Origin of the sequence: Bacillus sp. FJAT-52991, assembly GCF_037201805.1 — a bacterium.
GTDB classification, from domain to species: domain Bacteria; phylum Bacillota; class Bacilli; order Bacillales; family Domibacillaceae; genus Bacillus_CE; species Bacillus_CE kandeliae.
Map to the genome: position 1 here is coordinate 3,220,053 of NZ_CP147404.1, position 15,988 is coordinate 3,236,040.

Annotated in this window: 11 protein-coding genes and 1 pseudogene; 6 read left to right on the forward strand and 6 right to left on the reverse strand. The window is 39.8% G+C overall.

What is annotated here, in order from left to right:
• Positions 1-34 precede the first annotated feature (34 nt).
• Complete coding sequence (locus WDJ61_RS16555) at positions 35-382, reverse strand: glycerate kinase (RefSeq protein ID WP_338754825.1); 348 nt, start codon at positions 380-382, stop codon at positions 35-37.
• A gap of 335 nt (positions 383-717) precedes the next feature.
• On the opposite strand from WDJ61_RS16555, the gene WDJ61_RS16560 reads away from it, so the two are divergent.
• The 4 genes and pseudogenes from WDJ61_RS16560 (at position 718) to WDJ61_RS16575 (ending at position 5,636) form a co-directional block, all read left to right on the forward strand.
• Entirely contained in the window at positions 718-1,872 is a 1,155-nt protein-coding gene (locus tag WDJ61_RS16560; RefSeq protein WP_338751706.1) for a 3-phenylpropionate MFS transporter, read from the forward strand.
• Between the two features lie 75 nt (positions 1,873-1,947).
• Entirely contained in the window at positions 1,948-3,057 is a 1,110-nt protein-coding gene (locus WDJ61_RS16565) for a dipeptide epimerase (RefSeq protein ID WP_338751708.1), read from the forward strand.
• Positions 3,058-3,069: 12 nt separating this feature from the next.
• Positions 3,070-4,182, forward strand: coding sequence for a M20 peptidase aminoacylase family protein (locus tag WDJ61_RS16570; RefSeq protein ID WP_338751710.1), 1,113 nt, complete (start codon positions 3,070-3,072; stop codon positions 4,180-4,182).
• 123 nt (positions 4,183-4,305) lie between these two features.
• Positions 4,306-5,636: pseudogene (locus tag WDJ61_RS16575) on the forward strand (IS3 family transposase).
• 58 nt (positions 5,637-5,694) lie between these two features.
• Here the strand turns inward: WDJ61_RS16575 and WDJ61_RS16580 are convergent.
• Together WDJ61_RS16580 and WDJ61_RS16585 are read right to left on the reverse strand one after the other, a co-directional pair.
• On the reverse strand, positions 5,695-6,492 hold the full coding sequence (locus WDJ61_RS16580) for a LysM peptidoglycan-binding and 3D domain-containing protein (RefSeq protein WP_338751715.1): 798 nt from the start codon (positions 6,490-6,492) through the stop codon (positions 5,695-5,697).
• Positions 6,493-6,850: 358 nt separating this feature from the next.
• Entirely contained in the window at positions 6,851-7,396 is a 546-nt protein-coding gene (locus WDJ61_RS16585) for a 3D domain-containing protein (protein WP_338751717.1), read from the reverse strand.
• Between the two features lie 343 nt (positions 7,397-7,739).
• Between WDJ61_RS16585 and WDJ61_RS16590 the strand changes: the two genes are divergently transcribed.
• A complete protein-coding gene (locus tag WDJ61_RS16590) occupies positions 7,740-8,405 on the forward strand; it encodes a hypothetical protein (protein WP_338751720.1) in 666 nt (221 codons plus the stop codon).
• A gap of 21 nt (positions 8,406-8,426) precedes the next feature.
• Positions 8,427-9,674 carry a hypothetical protein gene (locus WDJ61_RS16595; RefSeq protein ID WP_338751722.1) on the forward strand — a complete coding sequence of 416 codons (1,248 nt, stop codon included), beginning with the start codon at positions 8,427-8,429 and terminating at the stop codon, positions 9,672-9,674.
• A gap of 59 nt (positions 9,675-9,733) precedes the next feature.
• Here WDJ61_RS16595 and WDJ61_RS16600 read toward each other — a convergent pair whose 3' ends face one another.
• The 3 genes from WDJ61_RS16600 to serC form a co-directional block, all read right to left on the reverse strand.
• Positions 9,734-13,219: a S8 family serine peptidase gene (locus WDJ61_RS16600; protein WP_338751724.1), complete on the reverse strand. Its 3,486-nt coding sequence runs from the start codon at positions 13,217-13,219 to the stop codon at positions 9,734-9,736.
• Positions 13,220-13,447: 228 nt separating this feature from the next.
• Entirely contained in the window at positions 13,448-14,623 is a 1,176-nt protein-coding gene (locus WDJ61_RS16605; protein WP_338751726.1) for a phosphoglycerate dehydrogenase, read from the reverse strand.
• Between the two features lie 17 nt (positions 14,624-14,640).
• Positions 14,641-15,723: a 3-phosphoserine/phosphohydroxythreonine transaminase gene (gene serC, locus WDJ61_RS16610; RefSeq protein WP_338751728.1), complete on the reverse strand. Its 1,083-nt coding sequence runs from the start codon at positions 15,721-15,723 to the stop codon at positions 14,641-14,643.
• Between the last annotated feature and the right edge of the window lie 265 nt (positions 15,724-15,988).

A 15,988-nucleotide genomic window follows, 5' to 3' on the forward strand; every position in this document is an offset into this window, starting at 1 on the left:
GAAACTACTTCGATTCAAAACTGCAATAACCTTTTTAAAAATTGCAAATTTGAAAGTTTAATTGCAAAATTGCAATACAAGAGTCTGGCGTTATGAAAAAAGAGCAGGAAGAGATGCGTACCTTCTCCTGCTCTTTTTTAATTGATTCCGTAAGCTTTATAGCGTAAATACCGATTGGCACTTTTCCATACATGCTTTGCTCATCAAGACGACCTTCTCCCTTGATGACAAGATCCGCCCAACGAGTTTTACAATGGAATGATGACGAAAAGGAGGTAGTTTGATCACTTTCATTCAGGCAAGGATCATTAAAAATCAGGCGCGAATAGCCAATAATTAGTCGCCAACCGGCATTTTTCAGCTGGAGTAGCCGACAAATCAGGCGACCTCCCTAACACCGGTCGGCTTTTGCCACTTTTCGGGCACAAACAGCGAGTCATTGGGCGGCATTCAACTAGAATCAGTCGCGAATCAGCAACAATCAGTCACCCTCCTTTCACCTACGCAACAATATAATCTTCGACGAGTTGATATTTTCTTTTCTTTGTCATAACACTTCTGAAGCTCCTTCTTTTGATACGCGTCTCATAACGGCTAGACGTAAAAAAAGTTTGCTAGGAATGAAATAAATGGCAGAGGACAAATGACCATGACAGCACTAATCTCTTCCTATATAATGAAACAGTTAAAAATTTAAATTGTGAGGTTTTATTAGACGTGTATAAAGCACAAAATTGGTTATCATTAAACTTTTTCGCCTTTTTCTTTACTTGGGGAATTTTTATGCCATACTGGACGGCTTGGTTAATTTCTAGTAAAGGATTGACGGTAGAGTCAGCTAGCACAGTCATTGCCGTTGGCTTGCTTGTTCGTTCATTTTCAACCTTTTTCATCTTCCCTACTTTAAGCAGCAAATTCCCCATTGGACTATTAATGAAGGCATTTGCCCTCTTAAGTGTGGTTTTGCTTTATTTATTTATCCCGTTTGATTCGTTTTATGCCATGATCTTAGCCATGACATTGTTCAGCCTTGTGTATCCGCTGATGCTGCCATTGACGGAGAGTATCGGGGCGATCATGATGCAAAGCGAGCGCATTCATTACGGAAAAAGCCGCTCATTCGGTTCAATCGGTTACACCATTGGATTATTAGTGATTGGAGCTGTCACCGCCTATTTTGGAGAAGAAGCAATCATTTACGTGATGTTCGTCGGCTGCCTGCTTGTAGTCGCCGCGACGTTTTACCGAACACCTGCTTCCTTACAAGAAAAATCCGAGACAACGAAGGTTCCGTTTCGTTCACTGTTTCAATCGAAGCGCTTTGTGATCGCTATGATTATTTGTGTGTTAATTCAAGGAGCGCATGCCTCTTACTATAATTATGGGTTTCTATATTTGCAGCATTTAGGTGTAAACAATACATGGAGCGGCATCATATTAAATATTGCGGTAATTGCAGAGATTATTTTCTTTGCGATGGCTGACCGCTTAATGAAAAATGTCCATGTGTCTTCTATGTTTCTTGTAGCGGCGATGGCGTCGATTGTTCGCTGGACATTGCTATTCCTTTTCCCTAACGTGTGGGTTTATATATTCAGCCAGTTACTTCATTCCTTAACCTTTGGGTTGGCCCACTTTGCTTTTATTCGCTTGCTTTATCAAGAATTTTCAAGTCGTGAAATTCCTGCTGCTCAAGGGATTTATGCCTCGCTAGGAATGGGCCTTAGCACCGCATTACTAACCTTTGCTGGCGGATACTTATATAAAGAAACACCAGGGCTTGCTTTCTTAGGAATGGCCATTGTTGTCTTACCTGCTGTATTTCTCAGCCTATATATGAGGAAAAGATTCGAATCTACACCTATAAAATAGTTGAAAATGCTTCCAAAACCTTTTTTTTCCCTTATACTTAAGAGGATACATACGCCAAAGGAGATGACAGACGTAATGAAAATTGTAAAAGCTGAAGTTTATGGCATTCATTTGCCACTAAAATCACCATTTATTATTTCGTATGCTACTTTCCATCACATGCCTTCTATCATTGTGAAATTGGAAGCTGATAATGGCCTCATCGGTTGGGGGGAAGCTGTGCCGGATGAACATGTAACAGGAGAAAGCTTCTTCGGTGCAATCGAAATTTTGAAGCAGGTACTTTTACCAATTGTCATGGGGAAAAACCCATTTCAAATTGAACATATTCATCATATAATGAACAAACGAATTATTGCGAATCCAGCAGCTAAAGCAGCGATTGATATCGCTTGTTATGATTTAATGGGGAAAGCAACGGGCCTACCGGTATATGATTTAATCGGTGGACGTGCTCATACAGAACTAACGTATCCAAAAGTATTAAGTATTGAAGAGCCTGAAGTGATGGCTGAAAAAGCACGCGAAGCCATCGCAGCTGGGTTTAAATCGCTGAAGCTAAAAGTAGGGATCGATAATCAGATGGATGTGTTGCGAATCGCAGCTGTGCGAGAAGCCGTTGGAAAAGACGTTCCTATTCGCGTGGATGCCAACCAAGGATGGCACGGATACTCAACAGCGATTCAAGCGATGAAGCAGCTTGAACCATTGCAGCTTTCTTGGCTTGAACAACCGATCCGAATCGGTGACATCGACGGGCTTGCTCAGTTAAAGCGTCAATCAACGATTCCATTAATGGCCGATGAATCGCTACAAACAGGCGAGCAGCTCGTTGAAATGATCAAAAAAGAAGCTGTAGATAAAATTAACATTAAGCTGATGAAATCAGGCGGGATCTTCCCTTCTATTCATATCGCGAAAGCAGCTGAATATGCAGGCATTGACTGCCAGATTGGATCGATGGTCGAATCTTCTATCGGCTCAGCTGCCGGCTACCATACAGCGATAGCAAGAAAAAATATTACAAGCACAGAATTGACTGGACCGATTTTATTCAGCAAAGATATTGGTGATCTACATTATGATGTGCCATTTGTTCACTTGAATGAAAAGCCAGGTCTTGGACTGACAATTGATGAAGAGGTATTACAAGAATTAACGGTCATGAAATTTGACGTTCAATAAGGAGGATGCCACTTGAGTAAAACCGACACCAGTCTCGAAGGTCGCCTGCTCGATATTTTTAATCATTTGCACACTCATCCAGAAATTAGTTGGAAAGAAACGAACACAACAGCCTGCATCGCCGATTTGCTGCGCTCTGAAGGGGTTTCTGTTTTTACATTTGATGATTGCACAGGGCTCATTGCTGAAATCGGCTCCGGCAAACCGGTGATTGCTGTTCGCGCGGATATAGATGCTCTTTGGCAAGAAGTCAATGGAACGTACCAAGCGAATCATTCTTGTGGCCATGATGCCCATATGACGATCGTGATCGGCACAATTTTACAATTAAAAGAACAAATCACCAAAGGCTGCGTCCGCTTTATTTTTCAACCAGCGGAAGAAACAGGCGGCGGAGCGCTCAAAATGGTGGAAAAAGGGGTCGTCGATGATGTCGATTACTTATTCGGCATTCATTTGCGACCGATCGAGGAGCTTCCATTTGGGAAAATTTCACCATCGATTCATCACGGAGCGGTGACCTTTTTACAAGGAAAAATCGAAGGTCCAGATGCCCATGGAGCGCGTCCACATCAGAACACGAATGCCATTGATATTATTTCTACTCTCAATGAGCAAATAAAATTAATTCAATATTCGCCATTCGAGGCCTATTCTGTCAAAATGACGTATGTAGAAGCGGGTGGCCATAACTTTAACATCATTCCTGGCTCCGCTAAATTCGGAATGGATCTGCGCGCACAAAAGAATGCTGTCTTGAAAGATATGCAGAAAAAAATTGAACAGAAAATTGAACACATTTGTCAGCTCTATGATGTGAAAATTAACTATGATTGGCTCGACTTCACACCTGGTGCGGAAGTGTCTCCTGAAGCAGAAGAATGGCTTCGTCAAGGGATTATCCAAACCGGCGGCACGGACATGCTGGCGGAACCGCTCATCACACCTGGAAGCGATGACTTTCATTTCTATACGATTAAGCGACCAAGCTTAAAAGCATCGATGATGGGAATTGGAGCCGACCTCACACCTGGCTTACATCATCCACATATGACATTTGACAAACGCACCTTAAAAATTGGCGTTGATGCTTTAACAAATACCGTTTTACTAGCGATAAAATAAAAAAAGCACGAGGTACTATAAAGTGTACCCTATAGAGTAGACACTAAAAAAGTCTACCTATAGGGTACTTTTTTGTATAATAAAAAACACAACCAGAGAAATTGACATGGAGACGGAGAAATTATGAGTAAAAAGGTTTTTACAGAAAAAGAGATCAAGTTGCTATCAATTAATCCTTACGTTAAATCTGTAAGTTTAAAAGGAATTACCTATACAGATGAATTTAAACATATTTTTATCGCAGAAAAAAAGAAAGGCAAGTTTGCCAGAGATATATTTGAACAACATGGTTTTGACATAGATGTTTTGGGGAAACACCGGATTAAGTCAGCTAGTAGAAGGTGGAATGATGCTTACAATGAGGGAGGGATAAGTGGTTTACGTGATACTAGAACTGGTAACTCAGGGCGTCCTAGAGAAAGAGAATTATCCCTAGAGGAGAAAAATGCTCGCTTAGAAGCACAAATTAACTTGTTAAAGGCGGAAAATGAACTTTTAAAAAAGATTCGATTTGCAGAAAGGGGGATGAAGAAATAGCACTTCCTCCTAGCCGAAAGTATATCCTTATTCGATCAGTTATCGAAAAATATCAATTAAAAAATATAGTGAGCTACCTATGTAAAGCAGCTGGCGTCTCAAGAAGTGGTTATTATAATTATTTCTCAAAAGCGTCGCAAGAACAAAGGAAGCTAAAAGATGAAAAAGATGAGGTAGTAAAGGGGATTGTCTTAAAGGCCTTCCATTTTAAAAGACGGAAAAAAGGGGCACGTCAAATCAAAATGACTTTGGCGGGTCAATTTGGTGTTGTCTACAATTTAAAGCGCATACGGCGAATCATGAAGAAGTATGGGATTATATGCCCTATCAGAAAGGCAAATCCTTATAGACGAATGATGAAAGCCACACAAGAACACCGAGTTGTACCAAATCTATTGAACCGGCAATTTAAGCAAGGTGTCCCTGGAAAGGTACTCCTAACCGATATCACATATTTATATTACGGAAAGGGTCAGAAAGCCTATTTGTCGACAATTAAAGATAGCTCAACCAATGAACTCTTGGCCTATCACGTGTCAGACCGATTAACCATGGATTTAGCTACAGGTACCCTTCTGAAGTTAAAGAAGAATCGAAACTTTAGAAAGACAGAAGATGCCTTGATACACTCTGATCAAGGTACCCACTATACACACCCTGATTTTCAAAAGTTAGTGAAGAAACTTGGATTACGTCAATCCATGTCCAGGCGAGGTAACTGTTGGGATAATGCTCCGCAAGAATCCTTCTTTGGGCATTTTAAGGACGAGGCCTATATTAAACCATGTATAACACTAGAGGAATTAAAACGTGAAATTAAGCAATATATGATTTATTACAATAACTATAGGTATCAATGGAATCTAAAAAAGATGACCCCTGTTCAATACAGAGATCATCTTCTAAAAACTGCCTAGGCTTTTTTAAAATGTCCTTTACAAAGGGTACACTTTACTATACCTCATGCTTTTTTTATTAGTCTAAAATTGTAATATCGACTGTACGAACGCCCCATTGGTAAGCTTCTTCTTCTGATGGCATATGAAGATCGATTTTATTTCCTTTAATCGCCCCACCAGTATCTCCTGCAATGGCTGTTCCGTAGCCTTCAACGTATACTTTAGAACCTAGTGGAATAACGTTTGGATCAACAGCGATCACTTTTGCGTTACGATTCGAACCAATGTCAATACCTGTTGCTGTAACTCCTGAACAGCCCTCACAATCTGCGGAGTAAGCTGTTGCTGTCACCGTCATTTTTTTTCCTTGTACATTAGATGAAGAGGCTTCAGCTTGTTTTTGTTCAGCTGGTGCTTGTTGAGTCGGTGCTGACTGTGTTGATGCTTGCTCAGCTGGTTTTGATGCTTGTTCAACTGTAGCATTACCAGAAACAACTAATTGATCTCCCGGATAAATCAAATGAGAAGATAAGCCGTTTAATGCTTTTAATGAACTAACAGAAAGACCATGATTAGCTGCAATCTTTCCTAAAGTATCTCCAGGTTGAACGGTATATGTACCGTTGCTATTGCTTGATGAAGCAGGTGCTGCAGATGAACCACCGTTTACTTCTAATGCTTGATTTGGAAAGATCAAGTCGGAAGAAAGGTTATTCCAGCTTTTTAGTTGTTCAACTGTTGTACCATTATTTTGTGAAATCCCCCAAAGTGTATCTCCTTGTTGTACTGTATATGTTTGTGCCGATGCTGCTGTACTGAAAAGGCCTCCACCAATCACTGTAGTAGCTGCAAGTGCAAGTATTTGTTTTTTCATAATAGAAAAACCTCCAAATTGTTCTGACAGCGGCTACTTTCCATTCATGCCGTCTGTGAGAATTTTTTTATTCGGTCCATTGGCTAAAAGAAACAATCTATTTATATAAATGCGAATTGGCATTTGGCATCTGGCCTTTCGCTAACATGACTCATTGTATCACGGGGATGCCATGTAATGTTTTTAAGAAGTCATTACTCTTTTGTGTGCGTTTATAACGAAAGGATTACAAAGAAGACATTCTTGCTTTTTTGTAACTTTGACGAAATAGTTCAGAGTATTTCACCCCTTTCGATGTCATTAATGGTAAAAAAAGAAACCCAACAACAAAGTGGATTTCTGTTAAACTACGAAGTTATTATTTTAAAACTTTAACTTTCACTGTACGAACGCCCCAATCGTAGGCTTTCTTTTTTGTCGGCATGTGAACGTCAATTTTGTTTCCTTTAATAGCGCCGCCTTTATCACCAGCAATAGCCTCTCCATATCCTTCCACATACACCTTTGATCCAAGTGGGATTACTTTAGGATCAACTGCAATCACTTTCGCATTAGGATTTTTTCTTAAGTTAATCCCCGTAGCTGTAATGCCAGAGCAACCATTACAGTAAGCCGTATAAGCGGTCGCTCGAACAGTCAATTCCTTTGCTACTTTTTTGTTAGCGGGCTTAGCCGGAGCAGACGCGGAAGAAGTATTAGAAACTATTAATTTAGTACCTGAATAAAGTACGTTAGATTCTAAGTTATTCCATTTCTTGATTTGCTCAACGGTTGTTTTATATTTTTGGGAAATGCTCCACAATGTATCTCCATGTTTTACTGTATGAGTCGTAGTTGCTGCTTCAGCAGGCGAAGCACTAAAAACTAGTGCGGCAAAAATAAACGACATGATCGCTTTCTTCACGAATAAAAAACCTCCTTGATTTTCAATACAGTCCATATTCTACCATGTATTTATAACGAGCAGATTACACAAAGATGTTTCTTTCATTACACTAATATTTCAGTTGACTGAATTTTCTGACCTCATTTTTCTAGTAAACTGTTGAATCTATTGATTTTTATCATGCTACCTTGCAAATTTCGCCAAAATAATTGTCATCCTCTTGTCATATCCCCTCTATTGTGAAAGACGTTTTGTATGCATCTTTATTATGAGCGGTCATTAGATTATAATGGACTAGGGTCAAATGATTACATATAATGAGGAAAGATGTCATTTCATTCTATATTATTGGGGGATTTTCGTGATGATTTATCAATTGCAGCTAGTCAAAGGGCTGTTGCGACCAACAGATAGCTTCTATCGCCTCGAACAAGCAGAAACGATCCGTGGATTATGGAGCCGATTTTCTTTATTAGTGTTCTTCAGCGTGTTGATTTCGTTTGTAAGTGGCTATTTAGGTGTCCAAGCAGAGCCTATCTCTACATATATAACAAAAACGAATCCAACCATTTTCGAGTGGGAAAAAATGCTTTTCGCTATTGGAGCAGCCGTATGGGGACTGATCTATCCACTAGTGATCATTTTTATTCCTACCCTATTATTTTGGACATTCTTAGAAGTTGATTTTCGTAAATTAATTGCTTTACAAACATTTGTATACTTGATTTATTTAATAGAATTTTGCCTTTTAATTGGATTACAGCTATTTTTGGCGATTCCAAGAGCGTCGTCACCGTTCACTTTAGGTGTACTTGCTCAATATGTCACGGATAATCAACTAGTTATTAATTTCTTCAGCTTTATTTCTTTATTTCAATTATGGGCGTTTGTCCTTCAATACCAATTTTTAAAAGGAGCATCCGCTAAAAGTCCGCGCTATGTTTTTTTATTGATTATGATCATTACATTAGTCTTTTGGGTATTTGCGACACTATTTACGTCTATTCATGTCGAGCGACTATTTTAAAACGCAAGGAGGTGTGGAAGCATGAACATGAAACGACTCAAACGAAACGCTTTGATTACAGCCAGCACTCTATTCATTGCCGGCAACTTATATTTAACATTTAAAGAAGATAGTAAAGCCGAACGCACGCAGTGGGTCACTGAATGGAATCCCTCAGTGGTGAAAGACGTCACTGAATCCTTTCAAACGTCAGGTGTGATCACTCCCGCTGAAGTGACGCCAGTGTATTTCAATGAAGATCAAGGAAGCTTTCAAAAATTCTTAGTCGAAGAAGGGCAAGTCATTAATGCAGGCGATCCACTGTTTGAATACTCCTCCGTCGACCTTGAACGCCAATTAACAAAGCTTGAAGCTGAAAAAGCCGAAGCACAACAAAAAATTACGTTCGTTGAACAACAAATCTCGCAATTTGAAGGAATTTTAAATGATTTAGAAAGAGAAACAAGACAAACGAACGACAAGGATAAAGATAAAGAAGAAGACAATGGCTTAAGCGCCATCACCATGATGGAAAAGGAAATTATTGACCAAGAAACAGAGAAGAAAAATCTTGAAGAGGAAGTTCGCAAGTACGAGAAGCTCATTGCTCAACTTGAATCGAATAAAAGCAACCTCGTCGCTAAAAGTGAAGTTCAGGGGGTTGTCAAAAACATCGACGAACACTTAAATAATCCACTGATCACGATTCATTCACCAAACCCAGCTGTCCAAGGAGTACTAAATGAACAGCAAATGAGAAAGGTATCTGAAGGATTGAAAGTAAAAACGACTGTTGCCCCATTATCATTAACGTTAGAAGGGTCAATCTCAAACTTACAAAAATATCCAGAAGAAGAACCGTCAGTGAACCGAAAAAGCCTGTATCCATTTGAGGCACAGCTTAACCCAACAGAAGATGCCCAAGCCGCTGAATTGCTTCCAGGAATGAAATCAAACGTTACCATCATTACAAACGAAGCACTCCAAGCGGTCACTGTACCACAATCAAGCGTCGTCAAAACAAAGAAAAAATCTTATGTCTATGTCCTCAACAAAAAAGGACTTATTGAAAAGAGAAACATTGAAAAAGGGCTACTCGTGAACGGTGTCCAAGAAGTAAAAAGCGGCCTAAAAGAAGGCGAAGTCGTCATAACAGACCCAAGCAAACTAAACACAACAAAAGCCAAATTCACCACACCAGTCCAAAAAGACCTGCTGAAAAAGAAACCATTGAAACAATTATCAACAAAAGAACGAATCCAATTTATCCTAATGGGTATTTTATCTTAAAAGCAAATATGTATAAAAACAGGTTCCGAAATGATTCCGGAACCTGTTTTTTAATAGCATTATTTCACTGTTAATTTATACGGTTGTGCTGAAGCTCTTCCTTGTGTTTCGCTTACTTCGATAAAGTATTTGCCTTTTTTCAAGTTGACGAAAGCAATTTCTTCATCACCGCTTCCGTAGTGATCGAAGCTAGCAACAAGGCCGCCTTTCTCATTATAAATCTCTACTTTTCCATCGAGTCCGCTCTCCATTTGCAGCGTGATCGCATAGCGCTTGTCTTTTGCTACGTTTAAAGCAAAGTGATCGACATCACCAAATGGAACTTCCGCATTCATATACCCATTTGTATATAAATGATCCTTTGCTTTTTTCAAGCTAAGTGGCTTTTGCGGTACATGGTTGACGACTTTGCCATCACCATCTTTTGTGTTGCTTTTCATTTCAGACAGTTTCACTTCATAAGGCAATAAATTAGGCTTTGTAGATAAGGCCGGTTGCACTTGTAAAAAGTAGCCTGCATGTTTCTTCGCTTTAAACGAAAGATCTACTGTCGGCTCAAAACTCATTTCAAACATGCTCGGACCAAATGGAATAGCTTTTAATGCTTCCTCTTCATCAATCATTTTATTGCCGTTCGTATCTTCTATTAAAGCACCACCGAAAATCATTGGTGAGCGCAAATCGGAAGGAATCTTCCCTTTTTGTGCAGCTGTAGCATTAGAAGGCTTGATACTTAAGCGATGAATTTTCTCCACTCCATCATTTTTAAAATAATAATGATCTGTATCTCCTGCGTAAACAAAGTAGTTTTGATAAGTCGCACCTTCTTTAATATTTACTGCTTGTTCCGCACTATTTTGATCTGTATCTGACTCTTTCGGTACATCCGCTACTTTCTTTGTACGAATGGTATACGGGTCACCAGAAATATTGTACATCGAATTCCCCATGCGAAGGACGTATTCCTCGCCTGCTTTCAACGCCACAGTGATCTTATTTGTCTGTTGACCGCCCATTAACGCTTGAATCATACTAAAGATGTCATCTTCTGCTCCAGTAATCGGGAGTAGGGCATCCATTTCTTCATCATATTGTAAAATCGTTGCCACTGGCATCTGACTAGCACCTTTGACAATATCAAATTCATACACACCACTCGCTGTAGGGATGAATTTATAATGATCTTCATCGCCCTCCACTTGGAAATACCCGCGCTGATCTTTCCCAAGTGTATAAGGTATTGCTTTCGCTAAAATTTCCTTATCTGCACTATATTCTTCTTCAGTCGTTTCTTCTGCAAAATCGGCTTGATCTTCCGCTTTCTTTTCAACATACGTTTGCGGATCAATATCGCCATTTGCTAATTTATTTTCTAGATCCTCTGACATTGGCCATCCGTCTTCATCTGCAGGAAGCTGTCTTTCCTCTACCTTGAATTGGTATGGAAAGGCTGAGGAATCAGCAGGCCCAAGATCGATGCTTCCGCCGCCCATTCCAATCAAAGCTAAAATCGATCCCATATCTTGGCCCATCATTGCTTCGTTTGTGACATTGATTTTGTAGTTGACCCCTGGTACCGCTTTAAACGACAGCACCTCACCTTGGCTCGGCCCGTTGTCATTGGCCATCACCACTTCTTCACTTTCCTCATCAGCGACCATGGATACACTTAACGCAGCGTTCACACCTGGTATGTCTGATACTGAAATCGAAAGAACTTTTGGTTCCTCAACAGCAAAAGTGAAGTAATCATGATCAGGTGCTCCTTGTTCTGCTGGGAATAATGTCAAATCACTTTTTATATAAGGTAAAGAAGTAATTTTCACTGGATTTTCTAGCGTATCCGGATCTGCCTGTAACTTCGTAATTTTTTCAGCATTCAATGTGTACTTCGATTGCCCGCTCGCATGATAGTTCCCATTGACATCCTTCACGCCAATGATAAGCGTTCCTTTTTCTGCTGCAGTATATAAATAGGCTTCTTTTTCACCTGCACGGCTTTTATTATGTTCCACGAACATGCCTTCATCCGCTTGTGCACCTTGAGGGATAAAATAGAACTCCATACCATAATCATAAGAATAATTGCCTTCTAACACGGTTTGCACATGTTCATTTTCATTTAAATCAACCTTGTACCAATGCATTTCACCCGGCGATTTAATGTTACCTGTGAAAGTATTTTGGCCAGCCTTTAAAGGCTTCGCTGCTTTTAAGACAGATGCTTCTGAATAGTCAGGTTGTGCCGGCAGCTTCTTCGGATCTAGTTTCAAAGCGGCAACCGGGTTAATAAGCCCATTGGCATACTTTGTGTCATATCCTTTTGCCCCAAGATCTGTTGCTGTTTTTTCCAACATATTTTCCACATCATAGGACGTTAGATTAGGATCTTTTGATTTTAATAGAGAAGCGACACCAGCAACCATCGGGGAAGCCATCGATGTCCCTGTTAACGTCGCATAGCTTGAACCCTTTCCCAGTTCATAGCCTGTACTATAAATATCTTCACCTGGTGCAACAACATCAACCGATGGACCGAAATTGGAGCTATCAGAAAGCATTTTATTGCGATCGACGTTCCCAACGCTAATCACGCCTGGATAAGCAGCAGGATAAGAATACACATCTGTCGCTTCATTTCCAGCGGCCGCGACGACAACCACGCCTGCGTCAATCGCTTGTTGAATGGCATCTGCCACAAGTGGAGATGTTACTGGGCCACCAAGGCTTAAATTAATGACATCGACTTTTTTAGACACCGCATAAAGAATTCCTTCAGCGATCGCATAATCAGTGGCACCCTGTTTTCCGTTAAACACATCGACAGGTAAAATTTTGGCGTTCGGATTAACTCCATAACCGCCAAGTCCGTTATTTGCTTTGGAGGCAATGATTCCAGCGACATGCGTTCCGTGCAAATCACGCACCGGTGTTTTTGCTGGATCTACCGCATTATAAGGCGGCAGCAGCTGACCTTGTAAGTCCGGATGCTTATAATCGACGCCACCGTCAACAACTGCCACCGTTACTTTATGTTTCCCAGATTGCTTGATTGCTTGATCGATATTTAACATTGGCAAATGATACATTTTTGACTTTTTCGGATCGCCAAGTGTTGGAGCGAATTGCTTATATTTCACACTTGGGCTAATGGATTCGACTGTTTTCTCATTTTGATATACCTTTAAGACATCATTTAGTTTTTTCGACTTCGGTATGTAAACGATATCGTAGCCAAGCTGTGGTAACGAACGCACCAGCTTTACTCCCGCTTTATTATGTACCTGCTTTGCAATAGGCTTTTTGTACTTAATCACAAATGTATTTGCATTCAGGAATTCATCCATTTCTTTATTCGCTTTGTACATTTCTAGCTTCTTCTCAGCTTCAGTTGCTGTGATGGATGATGATTTCGCCGCTTGCTGAAATCGTTTCACATCCTCAGCATGTATCGAAGTATTTGAACTTGAAGCCACCGCCCCTGCTGGAAATACCATAACCGCTGATATCCCCAATGCTAATGTGCGTTTCCAACTATTTTTCATTCAGATCACCCTCCTACTGATTCTTTTGTCACATTAATAATAACGTATTTGTTACAAAAAAGTTTCATTTTTTTAATTTTTTTGTAATAAAATTAATCAAAAGTTAAAAAATAGGAATGTTTCAAAAGCAAAAAGGCCTACCTCTAATCCATCCAATCTACTAATTAAAAAGGTAGATAAGATGATTAGAGGCAGACCTTTACGAGGTAGCCACTATGAAAAAAGTGATTAGATCACGCGAACCGTTACGATTCCTTCGATCTGGCTAATTTTTTCTTGTAAACTAGGGATCACATCGCCGTTTACTTTATTATCAATGTCAATGATCGTATAAGCGTAATCGCCTCTACTTCTGTTGACCATGTCTGCAATGTTTAAGTTGTATTCAGATAAAGCAGAAGTAATTTGTCCTACCATGTTTGGTACGTTTTTATGAAAAGCTGTTACACGACGTTTTCCTGCAAAAGGTAGAGACGCATTTGGTAGATTAACAGAGTTTTTAATATTCCCTGTTTCAAGATATTCCTTTACTTGACGAGAAGCCATAATCGCACAGTTCTCTTCTGATTCCTTCGTAGATGCCCCAAGGTGAGGAATCGGTATCACATTGTTCATTTTTAATATATTATCATTCGGGAAATCCGTAATATATTTGCCAACGATTCCTTTTTCAATTGCCACAGCCATATCTTCCTCATTCACAAGCTCGCCGCGAGAGAAGTTCAAAATGTGGACGCCTGGCTTCATAATGCCAAAAGCTTCTTCATTGAACATCCCTTTCGTATTTTCAGTTAATGGTACGTGAACGGTAATGTAATCAGATACCGCAAACAACTGATCCATCGTCATCGCACGCTGCACGTTACGAGAAAGATTCCAAGCTGTATCAATAGAGATGAATGGATCAAATCCGATGACATCCATATCAAGGTCTAAAGCATCGTTGGCTACAAGAGCACCAACCGCACCTAAACCGATAACGCCCAATGTTTTTCCTTTAATTTCTTTTCCGACAAATTGCTTTTTGCCTGCTTCAACAAGCTTCGGCACTTCATTGCCTTTTCCAGATAAAGATTTCGTCCATTCCACACCTGCAAATAAGTTACGAGAAGAAGCCATTAAAGTCGTTAAAACAAGCTCCTTTACCGCATTGGCATTGGCACCTGGTGTGTTAAACACAACGATTCCACGCTCTGTGCAAGCATCTACTGGAATGTTGTTCACACCTGCTCCTGCACGAGCAATTGCTTTTGTATTTTCATCAATTTCAACGTTGTGCATATTGAAGCTGCGAAGAACGATCCCATCTGGGTTTGTACTGTCATTATCGATTGTATAAGTATCTTTATTGAATATATTTAAGCCACATTCAGCGATATTGTTTAATGTTTTAATTGTATACACAGTTACGGTCTCCCCTTTTATTTATGTTTGTTTTCAAATTTTTTCATAAAGTCAACAAGTGCTTGCACACCTTCAACAGGCATTGCATTGTAAATACTTGCTCTCATTCCACCGACGGAACGATGCCCTTTCAACGTTTCAAGACCAGCTGTTTTCGCTTCTTTGACAAAAGCCGCATCTAATTCTGCTGATGGTGAAACAAAAGGAATATTCATGATGGAGCGGCTATCCTTCTTCACTGGAGAATCGAACATGTCCGACTCCTCTAAGAAGCTGTATAAAATCTCCGCTTTTTCACGGTTGATCTGCTCCATTACTTTCAAGCCGCCAAGTTCAGTTAACCATTCAAACACAAGCTTCGCCATGTAAATGCCGTAAGTAGGAGGCGTGTTATATAAAGAGCCACTCTCGCTATGAGTCTTATAATCAAGCATAGTCGGAACCTCTTCTTTGACAAAGCCGATCAAATCGTCGCGAATAATAACAACGGTTAATCCAGCTGGGCCGATATTCTTTTGGGCCCCTGCATAAATTAAGCCAAACTTTGACACATCAATTTCTTCCGATAAAATATTAGAAGACATATCCGCTACAAGGGGAACATTCCCTGTATCAGGAATTTCTGAAAAAGCCGTTCCTTCTATTGTATTGTTTGTTGTGATATGTACATAATCAGCTTCCGGATCGATCATGCTCGCATCAATCGCTGGAATATAGCTGAAGTTTTCGTCTTCTGAGGAAGCAATCACACGAACTTCGCCATACTTCTTCGCTTCTTTAATCGCTTTTTTAGACCAAGACCCTGTGTTCACATAGTCCGCTTTCCCGCTATTACGCAATAAATTCATTGGGATCATCGCAAATTGTTGCGAAGCTCCTCCTTGGATAAATAGAACCTTATAGTTTTCTGGAATGTTCATTAATTCACGAAGTAGCTGCTCCGCTTTCGTAATAATATCTGTAAATAGGCCCGAACGATGGCTTAACTCCATTACAGACATGCCAGAACCAGCATAGTTCACCAATTCTTTTTGAGCTTTTTCCAACACTGGCAGCGGAAGCATAGAAGGACCCGCTGAAAAATTATAAACTCTTTCCATGTTAACACCCTCATTCGTTTCTTATTTTTATATCAGAAAATTTATACTTATTAATATCAATGAATTATAAATTATAAACATCTACTTATCAAGTAGGAAGGAACCATACTACACGCTAGTTTTCCTCTTGATAACGCTTACAAAAACCGATTTAATAGGATTTCATAAATAACGAACATTTTTTTATTTTTTTTATTTTTCGTTCGCATTTGAGGTTGTTTTTCTGAAATTCGTAGAGAGAAAATATATTATTCGAATAATATTA

Coding starts and splice junctions, on each gene's coding strand:
- WDJ61_RS16600 (WP_338751724.1), bottom strand. CDS start 13,219: ATGAAAAATAGTTGGAAACGCACATTAGCATTGGGGATATCAGCGGTT.
- serC (WP_338751728.1), bottom strand. CDS start 15,723: ATGGAAAGAGTTTATAATTTTTCAGCGGGTCCTTCTATGCTTCCGCTG.
- WDJ61_RS16595 (WP_338751722.1), top strand. CDS start 8,427: ATGAACATGAAACGACTCAAACGAAACGCTTTGATTACAGCCAGCACT.
- WDJ61_RS16565 (WP_338751708.1), top strand. CDS start 1,948: ATGAAAATTGTAAAAGCTGAAGTTTATGGCATTCATTTGCCACTAAAA.
- WDJ61_RS16580 (WP_338751715.1), bottom strand. CDS start 6,492: ATGAAAAAACAAATACTTGCACTTGCAGCTACTACAGTGATTGGTGGA.